Origin of the sequence: Salibaculum sp. (assembly GCF_035270045.1) — a bacterium.
Classification (GTDB): domain Bacteria; phylum Pseudomonadota; class Alphaproteobacteria; order Rhodobacterales; family Rhodobacteraceae; genus Salibaculum.
In genome coordinates this window covers 15,806-30,558 of record NZ_DATFIP010000023.1, presented here as the reverse complement: position 1 = coordinate 30,558, position 14,753 = coordinate 15,806, and the positions used below count along the sequence as shown (strand labels likewise).

Genomic DNA, 14,753 nt, shown 5'->3' with positions numbered 1-14,753 from the left:
CATGACCAAGCCCTTCCTGATCCTGCAATTGCGCCCCGAGTCCGAGGCGAGCGATGACGAGTTCGCCGCGATCCTGCGCAAGGGCGGGCTGAGCCCCGACAGGACGCGCCGCGTCCGGCTGGACCGGGACGACCTGCCCGAGGATCTGGACCTGTCCGACCATGCCGGCGTGATCGTGGGCGGCGGGCCGGGCTGCGTCAGCGACGCACCCGCCGACAAGTCGCCCGTCGAAGCGCATATCGAGGCGGCCTGCCTGTCGCTGATGCCCGAGATCACCGACCGCGACATTCCCTTCATGGGCTGCTGCTACGGCATCGGCATCCTGGCGCACCACCTCGGCGCAGAGGTGTCGAAAGCCAGATATGGCGAACCCGTGGGCGCCGTGACCTGCCGGGTCGTGGGAGATGACCCGCTGCTTGACGGGCTGCCAGAGGTCTTCGACACCTTCGTCGGCCACAAGGAGGCGGTCCAGCACCTGCCCGAGGGGGCCGTGCACCTCTTGGAAAGCGGCCCCTGCCCGTTCCAGATGATCCGCCATGGCGAAAACGTCTATGCCACGCAGTTCCACCCCGAGGCGGATTCCGATGTCTTCGAAACCCGCATTCGTATCTACAAGAACCGCGGCTATTTCCCGCCCGAAACCGCCGACGACCTGATCGCCATGTGTCGCGCGGCCGATGTGACCGTGCCCGAACGCATCCTGCGCAATTTCGTCGCGCGCTACGGCTAGGCGCGTCTGGCAAGGCGCCTGTCGCGCTGTCCGCGCGCCAGCAGCCATAGGTTGCTGGCAACCATGGCGCCCAGCACGATGGCCCCGCCCAGCAGCGTGCGGGGGCCGGGATCCTCGCCCAGCACCCACCAGACCAGAAGCGGGCCGAATACCGCCTCCAGCAGCATCAAGAGACCGACATCGGCTGCCGGCAGATAGCGCGGCCCGGTCGTCAGGCAGGCAAAGGCCACCGGCACCACCCAGAGTCCCATCAGCCCCATCCAGATCCGGTCGCCAGCGGGCACCAACACGGTCTCGGCAAGCGCAGCGGCCGTCAGTCCCGCCAATAGCGCCCCCGCCCCCATTGCCGGCACCATCGACCGGCCCTTCTGGAACCGCGCGATGGAAAAGGTCACGGCGATCGCGAACGCCGACCAGAGTGCGGCGATATCCCCGCTGATCTGGCCGCCGCCCGCGCCCAGCGATCCGCTCGCGATCACGGCAATCCCGACCAGCGTGGCCGCGATCGTCAGCACCGTGCGCAGGCCTACGGCCTCTTTCAGCACGAAGCGCGCGATCAGGGCCGCGAAGATGGGAGAGGTCGCCAGCAGGAACAGGGTGTTGGCGACAAGCGTGTGCGTGGCCGAGTAGACGAAGGCGATATTGCCCGAGCCATAGACCACCGCCATCAGCAGATCCGCCCGCGTCGGCCGAATGAGTGGCCGCAACCCGCGCCCGCGCGTCACCACGGCAACCCCGACAAGCACCGCCAGCCCGCTGAGCGTGCCGCGCCAGAACAGCTGGGCCCAATGATCGGCCTCGATCAGCCGGATCAGCAGCGTATCGGGCGAAATGACCAGCACCCCGAAAAGGGTGATCAGGAACCCGCGCAAATAGTTCGACATCCCCGGCGTGGTCATAATGGGAACACCCATGGAATGACCGCCGAGGCCAGCAGGCCGACGGTAATGTTCAGCGGGATACCGACCCTCAGGAAGTCGGTGAACTTGTAGCCTCCGGGGCCATAGACCAGCGTGTTGGTCTGGTACCCGATGGGCGTGGCGAAACTGGCCGAGGCGGCGATCATCACCGCCACCACCAGTCCGCGCGGGTCGATCCCCATGGCCTGGCCCAACCCGATGGCGATGGGGGTCACGACAACCGCAACCGCGTTGTTCGACACCAGCTCGGTCAGCACGCTGGTCAGAAGGTAGACCGTCCAGACAACCATGAAGGGCGGCAGGGTTTGCAGCGTCGGCGCAATGGCATTGACGATCAGTTCCACCGCACCCGAGGTCTGGAGCGCCGCACCGATGGCCAGCATGGCGAAGATCAGGGCAAGCAGCCGCCCCTCGACGAAGGAGAAGGCTTCCTCGGCGTCGATGCAACCGGTGACGAGAACCACCGCCACGGCCACCACCGCCAGGGGCAGGATCGGTGCCACACCCGTTGCCGCCAGCGCGACAATGGCCAGCAATGCGCCCACGGCGATGGGGGCATGGCCGCGGCGGAATTCCTTGGCCGATGGGGTGGAGACATCGACCAGGTCCTGGTCGTCGGCCAGCCGCTTGATATCCTCGGGCGCCCCCTCCAGCAGCAGCGTGTCGCCCACGCGCACCGTCAGGTCGTCCAGCTGCCGGCCGATGTTCTGGCTGCGGCGATGCACCGCCAGCACGTAGACGCCGTAGCGGCGGCGCAGGCGCAGTGCCCCCAGCCGACGGCCCACCATCTTGCAGCCCGGCGTAATCAGGGTCTCGACCGTCTGGGTTTCCACCGCGCTGACCTGATCGACCCGGCGCAGGGACCTGTTGCGCTGCAGGCTGAGCAATTCCGTCATGGCGGTGCGCAGGACCACGCGGTCGCCCACCCGCAGGTCGACCCCCTGCAGGTCGCGCCGCAAGGACGTATCGCCGCGGATCACGTCGATCAGCCGCACGCCCTCGCGCTTGAACAGTTGCACGCCCAGCACGTCGCGTCCGATCAGGTTGCTGTCGGGGGGAATCACGGCCTCGGTGAAGAAGCGCATCTTGGACCGGTCGGACAGCAGGTTCGCCATGCTGTCGCGGTCCGGCAACAGCCGCGGGGCGATCAGGGTCAGGTAGACCAGTCCCCAACCCACCACCACCAGCGCGACCGGCGTGACCTCGAAGATGCTGAAGGGCGCGAGGCCCTGCGTGCGGGCCACGCCGTCGACCAGCAGGTTGGTGGAGGTGCCGATCAGCGTCAGCGTACCGCCCATGATCGCGGCATAGGACAGCGGGATCAGCAGCTTGGAGGCCGACAGCCCCAGGGTGCGGGCCAGTTGCACGAAGACCGGGATCATCACAACAACGACAGGGGTGTTGTTCATGATGGCGCTGGCCAGGAGAACGAAGGCAAAGACCATCACCATGGTCAGGCGCGGATTGGTGCGGACCCGCTGGTCGGCCAGGGTGGTCAGCGCATCGAGGGACCCGGTCCGCACCAGTGCGCCCATGACCAGGAACATCGCCGCGATTGTCCATGGCGCGGGATTGGACAGCACCGCCAGCCCGGCATCATAGGGCAATACGCCCGCGACCAGCATCAGCGCGACCCCGGCGATTGCCACGACCTCGGTCGGGTAGCTTTCGCGCATGAAGGCCAGGAACATCCCCAGCACGACGGCCAGGGTCAGAACGGCATCGGCGTTCCGGCCAAGGTCCAGCAAGTCGATCATCTTTGCCCCACACCCGTTGCCGGGCCAGCTTTTCCGCCCGCGGGCAAGGCTTCAACCGCTTTGTCCACACCACAGGAAGGGGCCAGACCGACGCACCCCGTCGGCTGCGTCGTGCCAGGCCGGGGCAACCTGTTCACGAGGGACCGGCCGGCGACAACCGCCCGCCCTCGCGAAAGTGGTCGACCCGCGTTGCCTTGCCGGTACGGTCGTCTGTTTCCACGTAGAGGCCGGACAGGGTGGCCGTGCCACTGGCGGGTTCGAACCGGGACTTGGGCATGCCGGTAATGAAACGGCGCAGGGGTTCCTCTTTCTGCATGCCGATGACGCTGTCGTAATCGCCGCACATGCCCGCGTCGGTCTGGTAGGCGGTGCCCCGCGGCAGGATCGTCGCATCGGCGGTGGGTACATGGGTATGGGTGCCGACAACGACGCTGGCGCGGCCGTCGCAGAAATGGCCCATGGCCATCTTTTCCGAGGTCGCCTCGCAATGCATGTCGATGAGCGAGGCATTGACCATGCCACCCAGCGGGTGGGTCCTGAGCACCGTTTCCACCGCCGAGAAAGGGTCGGCGAAGGCGCGTTTCATGAAGACCTGGCCCAGGACCTGCGCGACGAGGATCCTGCGCCCGCCCGGCACGTCGAAGACCCGCGCGCCCCGGCCCGGCGCGGCCTTGGCATAGTTCAGCGGGCGGAGAATGCGCGGCTCGGCCTCGCAGGCTTGCAGCATGTCCTTCTGGTCGAAGGCATGGTCGCCGAGGGTAATCGCATCCGCGCCCGCGTCGAGAAGCAGCTTCGCATGATCGCCGGTCAGGCCCATGCCGTTGGAGGCGTTCTCGCCGTTGACCACGACGAAATCGAGGCGCAGCCGCTCGCGCAGCCCCGGAAGGGTTTCTGTGATCGCCCGGCGCCCGGCCCGGCCCATGACATCGCCCAGGAAAAGAAGTCTCATGCGCGTCTTAAGACCAAGCCTGAGCGGCAGAGGCAAGGGTTTTCAAAAGAAGGGGCTGCAACACGCGGGTTCACCATGTCGTCCTCTTCCACGCCGGTTGCGGGGTGATAACCCCTTGTTCGGTCACGATCATGTCGAGCGGCTGGTCGGTGGGGTCGAGTGGCAGGTCGGGCAGTTCCTGGGCGGCATAGGCGAAGCCGATGCCCAGGGTGGGTCGTTTCGCGCGCAGGCCTTCCAGCGTGCGGTCGTAGAAGCCGCCGCCGTAGCCCAGCCGCCCGCCCTGCCGTGAAAAGGCGACCAGCGGCACGATGAGGATCTCGGGTTCGATCCAGGCGCCGGTTTCCGGTATCTGCGCACCGAATTCGCCCGCGATCATCCGGCAGCCTGGCGACCATTGGCGGAATCTCAGAGGTTGCCCCTTGCCCATGATCACCGGAACGCAGACGGGACCATGGTCCGCCGCCTCCTCCATGGCCGGGGTCGGGTCGATTTCGGTGCGCATGGCCATGTAGCCCGCAAGCGGCACGCCGCGGTGGTGCTCCAGCACGGCCGCGAGGTGCGCCGCAGTGCCGACGCCTTCGTCATGGGCCTGCTTGCGCGCCGCGAAGGCGACCTTGCGCGCCGCGGCCTTGCGATCCGGACCGGTCATAGCAGGACCACCGCAGCCAGGCCGAGGAAGGCGAAAAAGCCCACCACGTCCGTCACGGTCGTGACGAAGGCCCCCGAGGCGAGGGCCGGATCTATGCCCAGCCGGTCCAGCGCGATGGGCACCACCGTGCCCGCCAGCCCCGCCACCACCAGGTTGATGACCATTGCGATGGCGATGACCGCCCCCAGCAGGGGTTCACCGAACCAGGCCCAGCCGATCCCTCCCATGACCACTGCGAAGATCATCCCGTTCACCACGCCCACCAGCATTTCCCGCCGGATGACGCGCAGCACGTTGGCGCCGGTCAGGTCCTTGGTGGCGATGGCGCGCACCGCCACGGTCAGCGATTGCGTGCCCGCGTTGCCCCCCATCGAGGCGACGATGGGCATAAGCACGGCCAGCGCCACCAGCCCCGCGATGACATCCTCGAAGAGCGCGATGACAAGCGACGCCAGGATCGCGGTCACGAGATTGACCGCCAGCCAGGGCAGCCGCCGCCGGGTCGTCGCGATCACGCGGTCGGCCAGGCTGCCCTCGCCCACGCCGGCCAGCCGCAGGATGTCCTCTTCGTGTTCCTCGTCGAGCACGGCCATGGCATCATCGATGGTGATGATGCCCACCAACCGGTCATCGGCATCAACGACGGGAGCCGAGATCAGGTGGTACTGGTTGAAGGCATAAGCCACGTCCTCTTCGTCCTGGTCGACGCGGAAGGTGCGGAAGCTGCCCTCGGTCAGGTCGGTCAGCCTGGCGGCGCGCGGCGCGCCCAGCAACCGGCCCAGGGCGACATAGCCCTCGGGCTTCATTCGCGGGTCCACCAGCACGACATGGTAGAATTGTCCCGGCAGGTCGTCGTGACTGCGCAGGTAGTCGATGGTCTCGCCCACGGTCCAGTGGACCGGGGCGCGCACGACCTCCACCTGCATCAGGCGGCCGGCGGATTCCTCGGGGTAGCTGAGCGCGGTTTCCACGGCGACCCGGTCGGGCGCTTCGAGCGCGTCCAGCACCGCTTCCTGCCGGTCGCTGTCCATGTCCTCGACCAGGTCGACCACGTCATCGGATTCCAGGTCGCGCACGGCAAAGGCCAAGGCATCGGCGGGCAGCGCAGCGATGACATCCTCGCGCAGCGCCTCGTCGAGTTCCGACAGCACATCGCCATCCACCCCGTGAGACCAGAGCCGCAGCAGGTCCCTGCGGTCACGATCGTCGATCTGTTCCAGCAAGTCGGCAATGTCGGCGGCATGCAGCGGCGAGAGTATCTCGTCGAGCGCGGTGGTGTCGCGCGCTTCCACGGCGTCCAGGATCATCGCGACGATGCGGTCGGTCAGCTGGTCCTTCTCGCCCTCGATGGTCTCTGCCGTGTCAGACATTGCGCCCCCTGTTGCCCTAGCCGGAGCATAGAGAAAGCCGGCCCGCTCTCAAGGCCGGATGCGCCCCGGTTTCGTCCAAAACCGAAAGCTGTGTGTCGCCGGAAAGCGATGGACCCGGCCCCGGGGGCTGTCTAATTTGCGGCGCATGGACGAAAAGCTGCTTCTGGGCCAGGTGCTAACCTTCATGGACGACCCCTTTGCGCGGGGCTGGCAGGCGGCGAGCCGGCACAGCACGCGCAGCGGCATCGTCTTGCGCGACGGGCGCATTGCCGCCACGGGCGAGGCCGATGCGCTGCGCCGCGCCCACCCGCGCGCGCAGGTGACCGACTACGGCGAGGCGCTGATCCTGCCGGGCTTTGTCGATGCGCATATGCACTACCCCCAGACGGGGATCATCGCCAGTTGGGGCAAGCGGCTGATCGACTGGCTGAACAGCTATACCTTCCCCGAGGAAATGCGGTTCGGCGAGGCGAGCTATGCGCGCACCCAAGCCGATCTGACGCTGGATCTTGCGCTGGCGCATGGCACCACGACACTGGCCAGTTTCTGCACCATCCACTCCGAAAGCGTGACAGCCTTTTTCGAGGCGGCCGAGGCGCGCGGCATGGGCGTTGTCGCGGGCAAGACCTGCATGGACCGCAACGCGCCAGAGGGGCTGCGCGATACGCCCCGGTCGGCCTTTGATGACAGCAAAGCCCTGATTGAGACATGGCACGGACGGGGACGCGCGGCCTATGCCATCACGCCGCGGTTCTCGCCCACCTCGACACCGGATCAGCTGGCGGCCCTGGGCGCGCTCTGGGCCGAGCACCCCGATTGCCTGATGCAGACGCACCTGAGCGAACAGACCGACGAGATCGCGTGGGTGCGCGGCCTGTTCCCGCAGGCGCGCGACTACCTGGAAACCTATGAACGGCACGGGCTGCTGGGGGAACGGGGTCTTTATGGCCATGCCATCCACCTGGAACCGCGCGAGATCGACAGGCTGGCCGAGGTCGGCGCGGCAGTCGTGCATTGCCCGACCTCGAACACCTTCATCGGATCGGGGCTTTTCGACATGGCCGGGATGAAGGCGCGCGGGATACCGGTTGGTCTGGCCACCGACACCGGCGGCGGGTCCAGTTTTTCCATGCTGCGCACCATGGCGGCGGCCTACGAGATCGGCCAGCTGCGTGGCACCCCGCTGCACCCGGCGCAGCTGCTCTGGCTGGCGACCGAAGGCTCGGCCCGCGCGCTGCACATGGGCGGGCAGATCGGCACGCTGGCGCCCGGCGCCCATGCGGATCTCTGCGTGCTGGACCTGGCCTCGACGCCGGCCATCGCCCAGCGCAGCGATAGGGCCGAGGACATCTGGGAAGCGCTTTTTCCCACCATCATGATGGGCGACGACCGCGCGGTACGCGACGTCTGGGTCTCGGGCGCATCGCGCCGGGGGTGAGCACGTCAGCCCCGGCGCATCAGACGGTAGAGGGTAACTTGTGAGGGTCCGGACCCTGTCCAAAGCCCCTCGGGAGGCAGGTCCGCAGTCCCGCCCGCCCCCACCAGAGCACCCCTGGCAGGATCGCGGAAAGCCCAGCCCCGCTGCGGATCCCAGAAGATGACCAGATCGCGAGCCTTCGCGTCGCGGTAGATCGGGCGACCGTTGCGCGTCCCGGCCGGGCGGAAATGGTATTGCCGCCCGTCGGCGAGCCGCTCAAGCGTGAGATGCGTCATGATTGCCTCCTTGAAACGGGGGGCTGGAAATCGGGGCCTCAAACGAAAAAGGCCGCGCTCTTGCGGCGCGGCCCTGTCGGTGCGGATATGCGAAGATCGGTTACTTGATCTTGCCTTCCTTGTACTCGACATGCTTGCGCGCGACCGGATCATATTTCCGCACGACCATCTTTTCGGTCATGGTGCGGGCGTTCTTCTTGGTCACGTAGAAATGCCCGGTCCCCGCGGTGGAGTTCAGGCGGATCTTGATGGTGGTCGGCTTCGCCATTTTTACGTCTCCTGATCCGCGGGCCGCTGGGCCGCGCGTGAATTCGTCTGAAGCCCGCCTTCTACCGGCTTTGCGGTGCGAGTCAACCGCCAATGCGGGCGGAATCAGGCCCCGCTCCGCCCCGTCCGGGCCCATGACCTGAATCAAGGCGCGGCCCGGCGTCACCCGGCATGGTCCCCTCGAAACGCGACAGGAGGACGGCATGGCCGACAACGTGATCTGGTTCGAACATCTGCGCCGCGGAGACGTGGCCAAGGTGGGGGGAAAGAACTCCTCGCTTGGGGAAATGGTACAGGAACTGGGCGGGCGCGGCATTGCCGTGCCGGGGGGCTTTGCCACCACCTCCGACGCCTACCGCGCCTATATCGACCACAACGACCTTGGCGCGCGCATCGCCGCCGAGATGGAGGCGCTGACCGCCCACAAGATCACCCTGGCCGAGGCCGGCACCCGCGTCCGCGCCATGATCGTGGGCGGCGACTGGCCAGCGGAGGTGCTGGAGGACATCCGCGCGGCCTATGTCGAGATGGCAAGCCGCACCGGGCAGGACTCTCCCTCGGTCGCGGTCCGGTCTTCGGCCACCGCCGAAGACCTTCCGGATGCCTCTTTCGCGGGCCAGCAGGAAACCTTCCTCAACGTCGAGGGCGAGGCGGCGCTCCTGGCGGCCTGCAAGCGCTGTTATGCCTCGCTCTTCACCGACCGGGCAATCAGCTACCGGACCGTTCAGGGCTTTGACCACATGGAGGTGGCGCTTTCGATCGGGGTGCAGCAGATGGTGCGCGCGGATACCGGCGGGTCGGGGGTGATGTTCTCGCTGGACACCGAAAGCGGCTTCGACAAGGTCGTGCTGATCAACGCCGCCTGGGGCTTGGGTGAAAACGTCGTGCAGGGCGCGGTCACGCCCGATGAATACATGGTCTACAAACCCCACCTTTCGAACCCGGACCTGATGCCCATCGTCGAACGCAGCCTTGGTGCAAAAGAGATCAAGATGATCTACGCCGGGGACGGCAAGGCGGTCAAGAACGTGAAAACCTCGAAGGCCGAACGCGGGAAATTCGTCCTGTCCGAGGCCGAGACGGTGGAGCTGGCCCGCATGGCTGCCACTATCGAGGATCACTACGAATGCCCCATGGACATGGAGTGGGCGCGCGATGGCGACACTGGCGAACTGTTCATCGTCCAGGCCCGGCCCGAAACTGTCCAGAGCCGCGCCGGCGCGGGTGCGCTCAAGTCCTACGAGATCGCCGACAAGGGTCCGGTGCTGACCACGGGCCTGTCCGTTGGCGGCGCCATCGCCAGCGGCCAGGCCTGCCTGATCGAAAGCGCCGCCGACATCGAGAATTTCGTCGACGGAGCGATCCTTGTCACCGGCACGACCGATCCCGATTGGGTGCCGATCATGAAGCGTGCCAGCGCCATCATCACAGACCACGGGGGGCGCACCAGCCATGCCGCGATCGTCAGCCGCGAACTGGGCCTGCCGGCCATCGTGGGCACGGGCGATGCCACCCATGTGCTGCATGACGAACAGGTGGTCACGGTATCCTGCGCCGAAGGCGAGGATGGCTATGTTTACGACGGCCGTGCCAGTTTCCATGTCGAGGAGATCGACCTGGGCCAGCTGCCCGATACCAGGACAAAGGTGATGTTCAACATGGCCAACCCCTCGGCCGGGTCTCGCTGGTGGCGCCTTCCGGCCGATGGAGTCGGGCTCGCCCGGATGGAATTCGTGGTCAACAACGCGATCAAGGTGCACCCCCTGGCGCTGACCCGCTTCGACCAGGTCACGGACGAGGCCACGCGCGAAGAGATCGAGACCCTGACCGCGGCCTATCCCGACAAACCCGCCTATTTCGTCGATCAGCTGGCCACCGGCCTGTCCCGTATCGCCGCTGTCCACTACCCCGACCCGGTCATCGTGCGCATGTCGGATTTCAAGACCAACGAATACGCCGCGCTTCTGGGTGGATCGGGGTTCGAGCCGGACGAGGAGAACCCCATGATCGGCTGGCGCGGGGCCTCGCGTTACTACTCGGAGGGCTACAAGGACGGTTTCGCGCTGGAATGCGAGGCCATCGCCAAGGCGCGCGGCATCAAGGGCTTTGACAACATCATCATGATGATTCCCTTCTGCCGGTCGCCCGAAGAGGCCGACCGCGTTCTGGAAGTCATGGCCGAGAACGGACTGGAGCGTGGCAAGGACGGCCTGCAGGTCTACGTGATGTGCGAGATCCCCGCCAACGTGATCCTGGCCGAGGAATTCGCCAAGCGCTTCGATGGTTTCTCGATCGGGTCCAACGACCTGACCCAACTGACCCTTGGCGTGGACCGTGACAACGAGAACCTCGCCCATGTCTTCCGCGAACGCGACCCGGCGGTGCAATGGATGATCGAACAGGTCATCATCCGCGCCCATGCGGTCGGTGCCAAGGTCGGGTTCTGCGGGCAGGCCCCCTCGAACGACCCCGAATTCGCCGCGCTGCTGGTCGGCTACGGGATCGACTCGATTTCGGTCACGCCGGATGCCTTCCGGGCGGTGAAGATGAACGTGGCCAAGGCGGAAGGGAAATAGGCGCGGCCGGCCTTGTCGCGACGTGCGGCCAAGGCGGGACCCGAGGCAGGACGCCGTCCCGTCCCGGGCCCGGCATGACCACCGGATGCGACGGACAGCAGGCCGACGCCAACCGCCCCTGCGCAGGCGTTCAAACGCACGTGCGTGCGTTTGAACGGGCGCGAAGGACCTGTAAGCCGGATTCTGTTCCCCGGGTCGCCCCGGTTCGATGACCATTCCTCTGGGGGCACCGTTGCCGATGCCCTCTAGCTGCCAACCCGGATCCCCGGGGCCAAGGCGGCCCTTGCGGCGGTATGCCTGACGGCACCGGACCCGCGGCGAGATCCCTATTCGGCATTGCTCCCGGTGGGGCTTGCCATACCGGCGATGTTGCCATCCCCGTGGTGGGCTCTTACCCCACCTTTTCACCCTTGCCGCGTCAGGCGCGGCGGTCTGTTCTCTGTGGCGCTTTCCGTCAACGCCGGTGATTCCACCGGCCCCGCCCGGGCGTTACCCGGCACCGTGCCTTGATGGAGTCCGGACTTTCCTGGAACGGGCTGACGCCCGCCCCCGGCCATCCGGCCCTCCGCGCCCGGTCGATTTATGCATTGGCCAGTCCCGGGTCAACGGGAAAGCCACCGGCAAGCTGGGCGGCCAGGGCGCAGTCCACCCCGTCCAACGGGCCGCCATGCCCCAGGCGATGGCGCAGGCGAAAGGCGGCCAGTTGCGCCTCGGTCCCCGCCTGCGCGGTGTAGCCGATCCTGTGCAGGTCGCGGCGGAAGCGACCTTCGTCAAGGGCGGCCGGTGCGAGTACGGGCGGGGTCGACATCGCCAGTCCAGAGCGCGCGAGCCGGGTCCAGTCGAAGCGCGGACCGGGATCGATCTTGCGCCCGGGGGCACAGTCGGAGTGGCCGATCACGCCTTCGGGCGGGATGGCCCAACGGGCCATGATCCCGGCAAGCAAAACCTCCAGCGCGTCCATCTGGGCCGCGGCAAAGGGCGCGGTGCCCGGATTGGCCAGTTCGATCCCGATGGAATGGGAATTCACGTCTTCGATGTCGCCCCAGGCGCCGGCGCCGGCATGCCAGGCGCGCTTGTCCTCCGGCACCAGGGCCTCGACCGTTCCCGCCTCGGAAACGAGATAATGCGCCGAAACCTGCGAGTCCGGATTACAAAGCCAGGCCCGCGCCGCGCCGCTGTCCGCCATCGCCGTGTAGTGCAGGACCACCAGCTGGGGACGCGCCGCGCCGCGCCGGTCCCCGAAATTCGGAGAGAGCGCCACCTGCGCCGTCAGTTGCCGCCCGCCAGGGTACGGAACGGCGTCGGGTCCCAGCCACATGCAAATCCGTCGCCGTCCGGGTCGAGACCCAACCGGTCGCGCGCGGGCCCACCGCGGGCCAGGAAATCGCGCTGAGCGTCGTCGGGCGTGTTGTAGCGCGCGCAGTTGCGCTGAAAGCGGCTTTCGCTGAACAGCCCGGCCCTGGAATAGACCGGCTCGCCCTTGTCGTTGGGCGCGTCCAGCGCAAACTGCACGATATTGGGGCCGCCGTTGCTCGGGCGCTGGGGCAGGGCCGTTGGCTCGACCACCTCGTAGGCGGCGGCCTGGCGTTCGCGACGTTCGGCATCGCTCTCGATGGTCTCGCGCGCGGCCACGGCCTCGAAATCCTGTTCGTCCGAAATCCCGGGGTTGGCGGCCAGGTCACTGGCGTCGGGCGCGGCCGACCCGTCCTGCACCGGGGTGTCGCTCGGCGCCGCTCCTGCGGACCCGCCGATGCCTGCATCGGCCAGCTCTGTCGTGGATATCTCCGCGTTGGCATCGCCGTCGTCGGGCATCGCCGCCTCGGCGCGCGCCTCGCCGCGCAGGGCGGCTTCGCGCCGGGCGCGTTCCAGTTCATACTGGTTGAAGTCGGAAAACCCGACACCGCGCCCGCTGTCGGGAATCTGTGGGGTGCAGCCGACAAGCGCGATCAGCGCCGCCCCTACCGCAAGAGTCCTGCCGGTTGTCATTGCCATACTGCCATACGCCTTTCCACCAGGCCGTCCCGGGCCACCGTTCCTACCACCACCGGCCGGGTTTGGCCACGAAACCGGCCGCCTGTTCCAGCGCGTAGGCGGTATTCAGCAGATCGCCCTCTTCCCACGGGCGCCCGATCAGTTGCAGACCCAGCGGCAGGCCCCGCGAATTCAGCCCCGCGGGCACGCTGATGCCCGGCAAGCCGGCCAGGTTCACCGTGACGGTGAACACATCGTTAAGATACATCGCGACCGGGTCCGCCTCGGCCATCTCGCCCAGCCCGAAGGCCGCCGACGGCGTGGCCGGGGTCAGGATCGCGTCAACGCCCTGGGCAAAGGCCTCCTCGAAATCGCGCTTGATCAGGGCGCGCACCTTGCGGGCGCGGTTGTAGTAAGCGTCGTAGAACCCCGCCGAGAGAACATAGGTGCCGACCATGACGCGGCGCTTGACCTCTTGTCCGAACCCCTCGGCACGGGTCTTTTCATACATTTCGGTGATACCGTCGCCCTGCCCCAGCTTGGCGCGGTGGCCGAAGCGCACCCCGTCATAGCGGGCCAGGTTCGACGACGCCTCGGCCGGTGCGATCACGTAATAGGTGGGCAACGCGTATTTCGTATGCGGCAGGCTGATATCGACCAGCCGGGCGCCGGCATCCTGCAGCATCCTGCGGCCCTCGGCCCAGAGCGCCTCGATCTCGTCAGGCATGCCCTCCATGTGATATTCGCGCGGGATGCCGATGGTCTTGCCCTTGATGTCGCCGGTCAGCATGGCCTCGAAATCCGGCACGGGCAGGTCGGCGGAGGTGCTGTCCTTGGGGTCATGGCCGCACATGGCCTGAAGCATGATGGCCGCGTCGCGCACATCCTTGGTCATCGGCCCGGCCTGGTCGAGCGAGGACGCGAAAGCCACGATTCCCCAGCGCGAGCAGCGCCCGTAAGTCGGCTTGATGCCGGTTATGCCGGTAAAGGCTGCGGGCTGGCGGATCGACCCGCCGGTATCTGTGCCGGTCGCGCCAAGACACAGGTCGGCGGCCACGGCGGCGGCCGACCCGCCCGAGGACCCGCCCGGCGTCAATGCGCGGTCGTCCACCTTCCATGGGTTCACCGCGTCGCCGTATATGCTGGTCTCGTTCGACGAGCCCATGGCGAATTCGTCCATGTTCAGCTTGCCCAGCATGACCGCACCGGCGTCCAGCAGGTTCTGGCTGACCGTGCTCTCGTATTCGGGGCGGAACCCGTCGAGTATCTTCGAGGCTGCCTGGCTGGCAACACCCTTGGTGCAGAACAGGTCCTTGATGCCCAGCGGGATACCATTGAGGCTGCCCCCATTCTTGCGCGTATCGGCCGCCTTGGCCTGTTCCAGCGCCAGGTCGGGCGTGTCGTGGACAAAGGCGTTCAGCGCGCCCCCGCCCTCGATTTCGGCCAGGCAGGCCTCGGTCAACTCGACGCTGGTGACCTCGCCCTTGCGCAGCGCATCGCGGGCCTCGGAGATTTTCAGTCTGCTCAGCTCGCTCATCACTCAACCACCTTCGGCACGGCAAAGAAGCCCTCGCGGGCATCGGGGGCATTGGCCAGCACCTTGTCCTGCTGGTCGCCATCGGTCACCACGTCCTCGCGCCGCTTGAGCCGTTGCGGCGTGACGGATGTCATCGGCTCCACGCCCTCGACATCGACTTCCTGGAGCTGCTCGATGAAACCCAGGATGGCGTTGAATTCTCCGGCCAGGGCGGGCAGTTCCTCCTCCTCGACCCTGATCCGGGCGAGATGGGCCACCTTGCGGGCGGTTTCCGTGTCGATGGACATGGGGGCGCACTCCCTTGTTGCGTTGCG

The 14,753-nt window shown here is 67.1% G+C and carries 14 protein-coding genes and 1 other RNA gene; 3 read left to right on the top strand and 12 right to left on the bottom strand.

The window, feature by feature from the left end:
• The first annotated feature begins 1 nt into the window (after position 1).
• Entirely contained in the window at positions 2-730 is a 729-nt protein-coding gene (locus tag VJ897_RS03895; protein ID WP_324053446.1) for a glutamine amidotransferase, read from the top strand.
• Here VJ897_RS03895 and VJ897_RS03890 read toward each other — a convergent pair.
• From VJ897_RS03890 to mgtE, 5 genes are all read right to left on the bottom strand, one after another.
• Positions 727-1,644, bottom strand: coding sequence for a DMT family transporter (locus VJ897_RS03890; protein ID WP_324053445.1), 918 nt, complete (start codon positions 1,642-1,644; stop codon positions 727-729). The two genes, VJ897_RS03895 and VJ897_RS03890, sit on opposite strands and share 4 nt — an antisense overlap.
• Positions 1,626-3,407: an SLC13 family permease gene (locus tag VJ897_RS03885; protein ID WP_324053443.1), complete on the bottom strand. Its 1,782-nt coding sequence runs from the start codon at positions 3,405-3,407 to the stop codon at positions 1,626-1,628. The genes VJ897_RS03890 and VJ897_RS03885 overlap by 19 nt, the downstream gene beginning before the upstream one ends.
• A gap of 133 nt (positions 3,408-3,540) precedes the next feature.
• Positions 3,541-4,356, bottom strand: coding sequence for a TIGR00282 family metallophosphoesterase (locus tag VJ897_RS03880; RefSeq protein ID WP_324053441.1), 816 nt, complete (start codon positions 4,354-4,356; stop codon positions 3,541-3,543).
• A gap of 70 nt (positions 4,357-4,426) precedes the next feature.
• Positions 4,427-5,005: a 5-formyltetrahydrofolate cyclo-ligase gene (locus tag VJ897_RS03875; protein ID WP_324053439.1), complete on the bottom strand. Its 579-nt coding sequence runs from the start codon at positions 5,003-5,005 to the stop codon at positions 4,427-4,429.
• Entirely contained in the window at positions 5,002-6,375 is a 1,374-nt protein-coding gene (mgtE, locus tag VJ897_RS03870; protein WP_324053437.1) for a magnesium transporter, read from the bottom strand. The genes VJ897_RS03875 and mgtE overlap by 4 nt, the downstream gene beginning before the upstream one ends.
• Before the next feature lie 145 nt (positions 6,376-6,520).
• Between mgtE and guaD the strand changes: the two genes are divergently transcribed.
• Positions 6,521-7,813: a guanine deaminase gene (gene guaD / locus VJ897_RS03865; protein WP_324053435.1), complete on the top strand. Its 1,293-nt coding sequence runs from the start codon at positions 6,521-6,523 to the stop codon at positions 7,811-7,813.
• Between the two features lie 5 nt (positions 7,814-7,818).
• Here the strand turns inward: guaD and VJ897_RS03860 are convergent, their stop codons facing one another.
• Both VJ897_RS03860 and rpmG read right to left on the bottom strand, forming a co-directional pair.
• Complete coding sequence (locus tag VJ897_RS03860; RefSeq protein ID WP_324053434.1) at positions 7,819-8,088, bottom strand: hypothetical protein; 270 nt, start codon at positions 8,086-8,088, stop codon at positions 7,819-7,821.
• Between the two features lie 100 nt (positions 8,089-8,188).
• Positions 8,189-8,356, bottom strand: a complete 168-nt coding sequence (gene rpmG / locus VJ897_RS03855) for a 50S ribosomal protein L33 (RefSeq protein ID WP_039682682.1) — start codon at positions 8,354-8,356, stop codon at positions 8,189-8,191.
• Positions 8,357-8,558: 202 nt separating this feature from the next.
• Between rpmG and ppsA the strand changes: the two genes are divergently transcribed.
• Positions 8,559-10,931 carry a phosphoenolpyruvate synthase gene (gene ppsA, locus VJ897_RS03850; RefSeq protein ID WP_324053431.1) on the top strand — a complete coding sequence of 791 codons (2,373 nt, stop codon included), beginning with the start codon at positions 8,559-8,561 and terminating at the stop codon, positions 10,929-10,931.
• Positions 10,932-11,087: 156 nt separating this feature from the next.
• Here ppsA and rnpB read toward each other — a convergent pair.
• The 5 genes from rnpB to gatC all read right to left on the bottom strand — a co-directional run bounded on the left by rnpB (position 11,088) and on the right by gatC (position 14,726).
• Positions 11,088-11,500: RNase P RNA component class A (rnpB, locus tag VJ897_RS03845), an RNA gene on the bottom strand.
• An 11-nt stretch (positions 11,501-11,511) separates the two neighbouring features.
• The gene (locus VJ897_RS03840; protein ID WP_527251206.1) at positions 11,512-12,192 is read right to left on the bottom strand and encodes an N-acetylmuramoyl-L-alanine amidase; all 681 of its coding nucleotides are present in this window, start codon (positions 12,190-12,192) and stop codon (positions 11,512-11,514) included.
• Between the two features lie 8 nt (positions 12,193-12,200).
• Positions 12,201-12,923, bottom strand: coding sequence for a hypothetical protein (locus VJ897_RS03835; protein ID WP_324053428.1), 723 nt, complete (start codon positions 12,921-12,923; stop codon positions 12,201-12,203).
• Positions 12,924-12,966: 43 nt separating this feature from the next.
• Entirely contained in the window at positions 12,967-14,439 is a 1,473-nt protein-coding gene (gene gatA / locus VJ897_RS03830) for an Asp-tRNA(Asn)/Glu-tRNA(Gln) amidotransferase subunit GatA (protein ID WP_324053426.1), read from the bottom strand.
• Entirely contained in the window at positions 14,439-14,726 is a 288-nt protein-coding gene (gene gatC / locus VJ897_RS03825; RefSeq protein WP_324053424.1) for an Asp-tRNA(Asn)/Glu-tRNA(Gln) amidotransferase subunit GatC, read from the bottom strand. The genes gatA and gatC overlap by 1 nt, the downstream gene beginning before the upstream one ends.
• Between the last annotated feature and the right edge of the window lie 27 nt (positions 14,727-14,753).

Bases quoted from the DNA above. Each gene is read 5' to 3' on its own strand.
- VJ897_RS03895 (WP_324053446.1), top strand. From the start codon at position 2: ATGACCAAGCCCTTCCTGATCCTGCAATTGCGCCCCGAGTCCGAGGCG.
- VJ897_RS03890 (WP_324053445.1), bottom strand. From the start codon at position 1,644: ATGGGTGTTCCCATTATGACCACGCCGGGGATGTCGAACTATTTGCGC.
- VJ897_RS03885 (WP_324053443.1), bottom strand. From the start codon at position 3,407: ATGATCGACTTGCTGGACCTTGGCCGGAACGCCGATGCCGTTCTGACC.
- VJ897_RS03880 (WP_324053441.1), bottom strand. From the start codon at position 4,356: ATGAGACTTCTTTTCCTGGGCGATGTCATGGGCCGGGCCGGGCGCCGG.
- VJ897_RS03875 (WP_324053439.1), bottom strand. From the start codon at position 5,005: ATGACCGGTCCGGATCGCAAGGCCGCGGCGCGCAAGGTCGCCTTCGCG.
- mgtE (WP_324053437.1), bottom strand. From the start codon at position 6,375: ATGTCTGACACGGCAGAGACCATCGAGGGCGAGAAGGACCAGCTGACC.
- guaD (WP_324053435.1), top strand. From the start codon at position 6,521: ATGGACGAAAAGCTGCTTCTGGGCCAGGTGCTAACCTTCATGGACGAC.
- VJ897_RS03860 (WP_324053434.1), bottom strand. From the start codon at position 8,088: ATGACGCATCTCACGCTTGAGCGGCTCGCCGACGGGCGGCAATACCAT.
- rpmG (WP_039682682.1), bottom strand. From the start codon at position 8,356: ATGGCGAAGCCGACCACCATCAAGATCCGCCTGAACTCCACCGCGGGG.
- ppsA (WP_324053431.1), top strand. From the start codon at position 8,559: ATGGCCGACAACGTGATCTGGTTCGAACATCTGCGCCGCGGAGACGTG.
- VJ897_RS03835 (WP_324053428.1), bottom strand. From the start codon at position 12,923: ATGGCAATGACAACCGGCAGGACTCTTGCGGTAGGGGCGGCGCTGATC.
- gatA (WP_324053426.1), bottom strand. From the start codon at position 14,439: ATGAGCGAGCTGAGCAGACTGAAAATCTCCGAGGCCCGCGATGCGCTG.
- gatC (WP_324053424.1), bottom strand. From the start codon at position 14,726: ATGTCCATCGACACGGAAACCGCCCGCAAGGTGGCCCATCTCGCCCGG.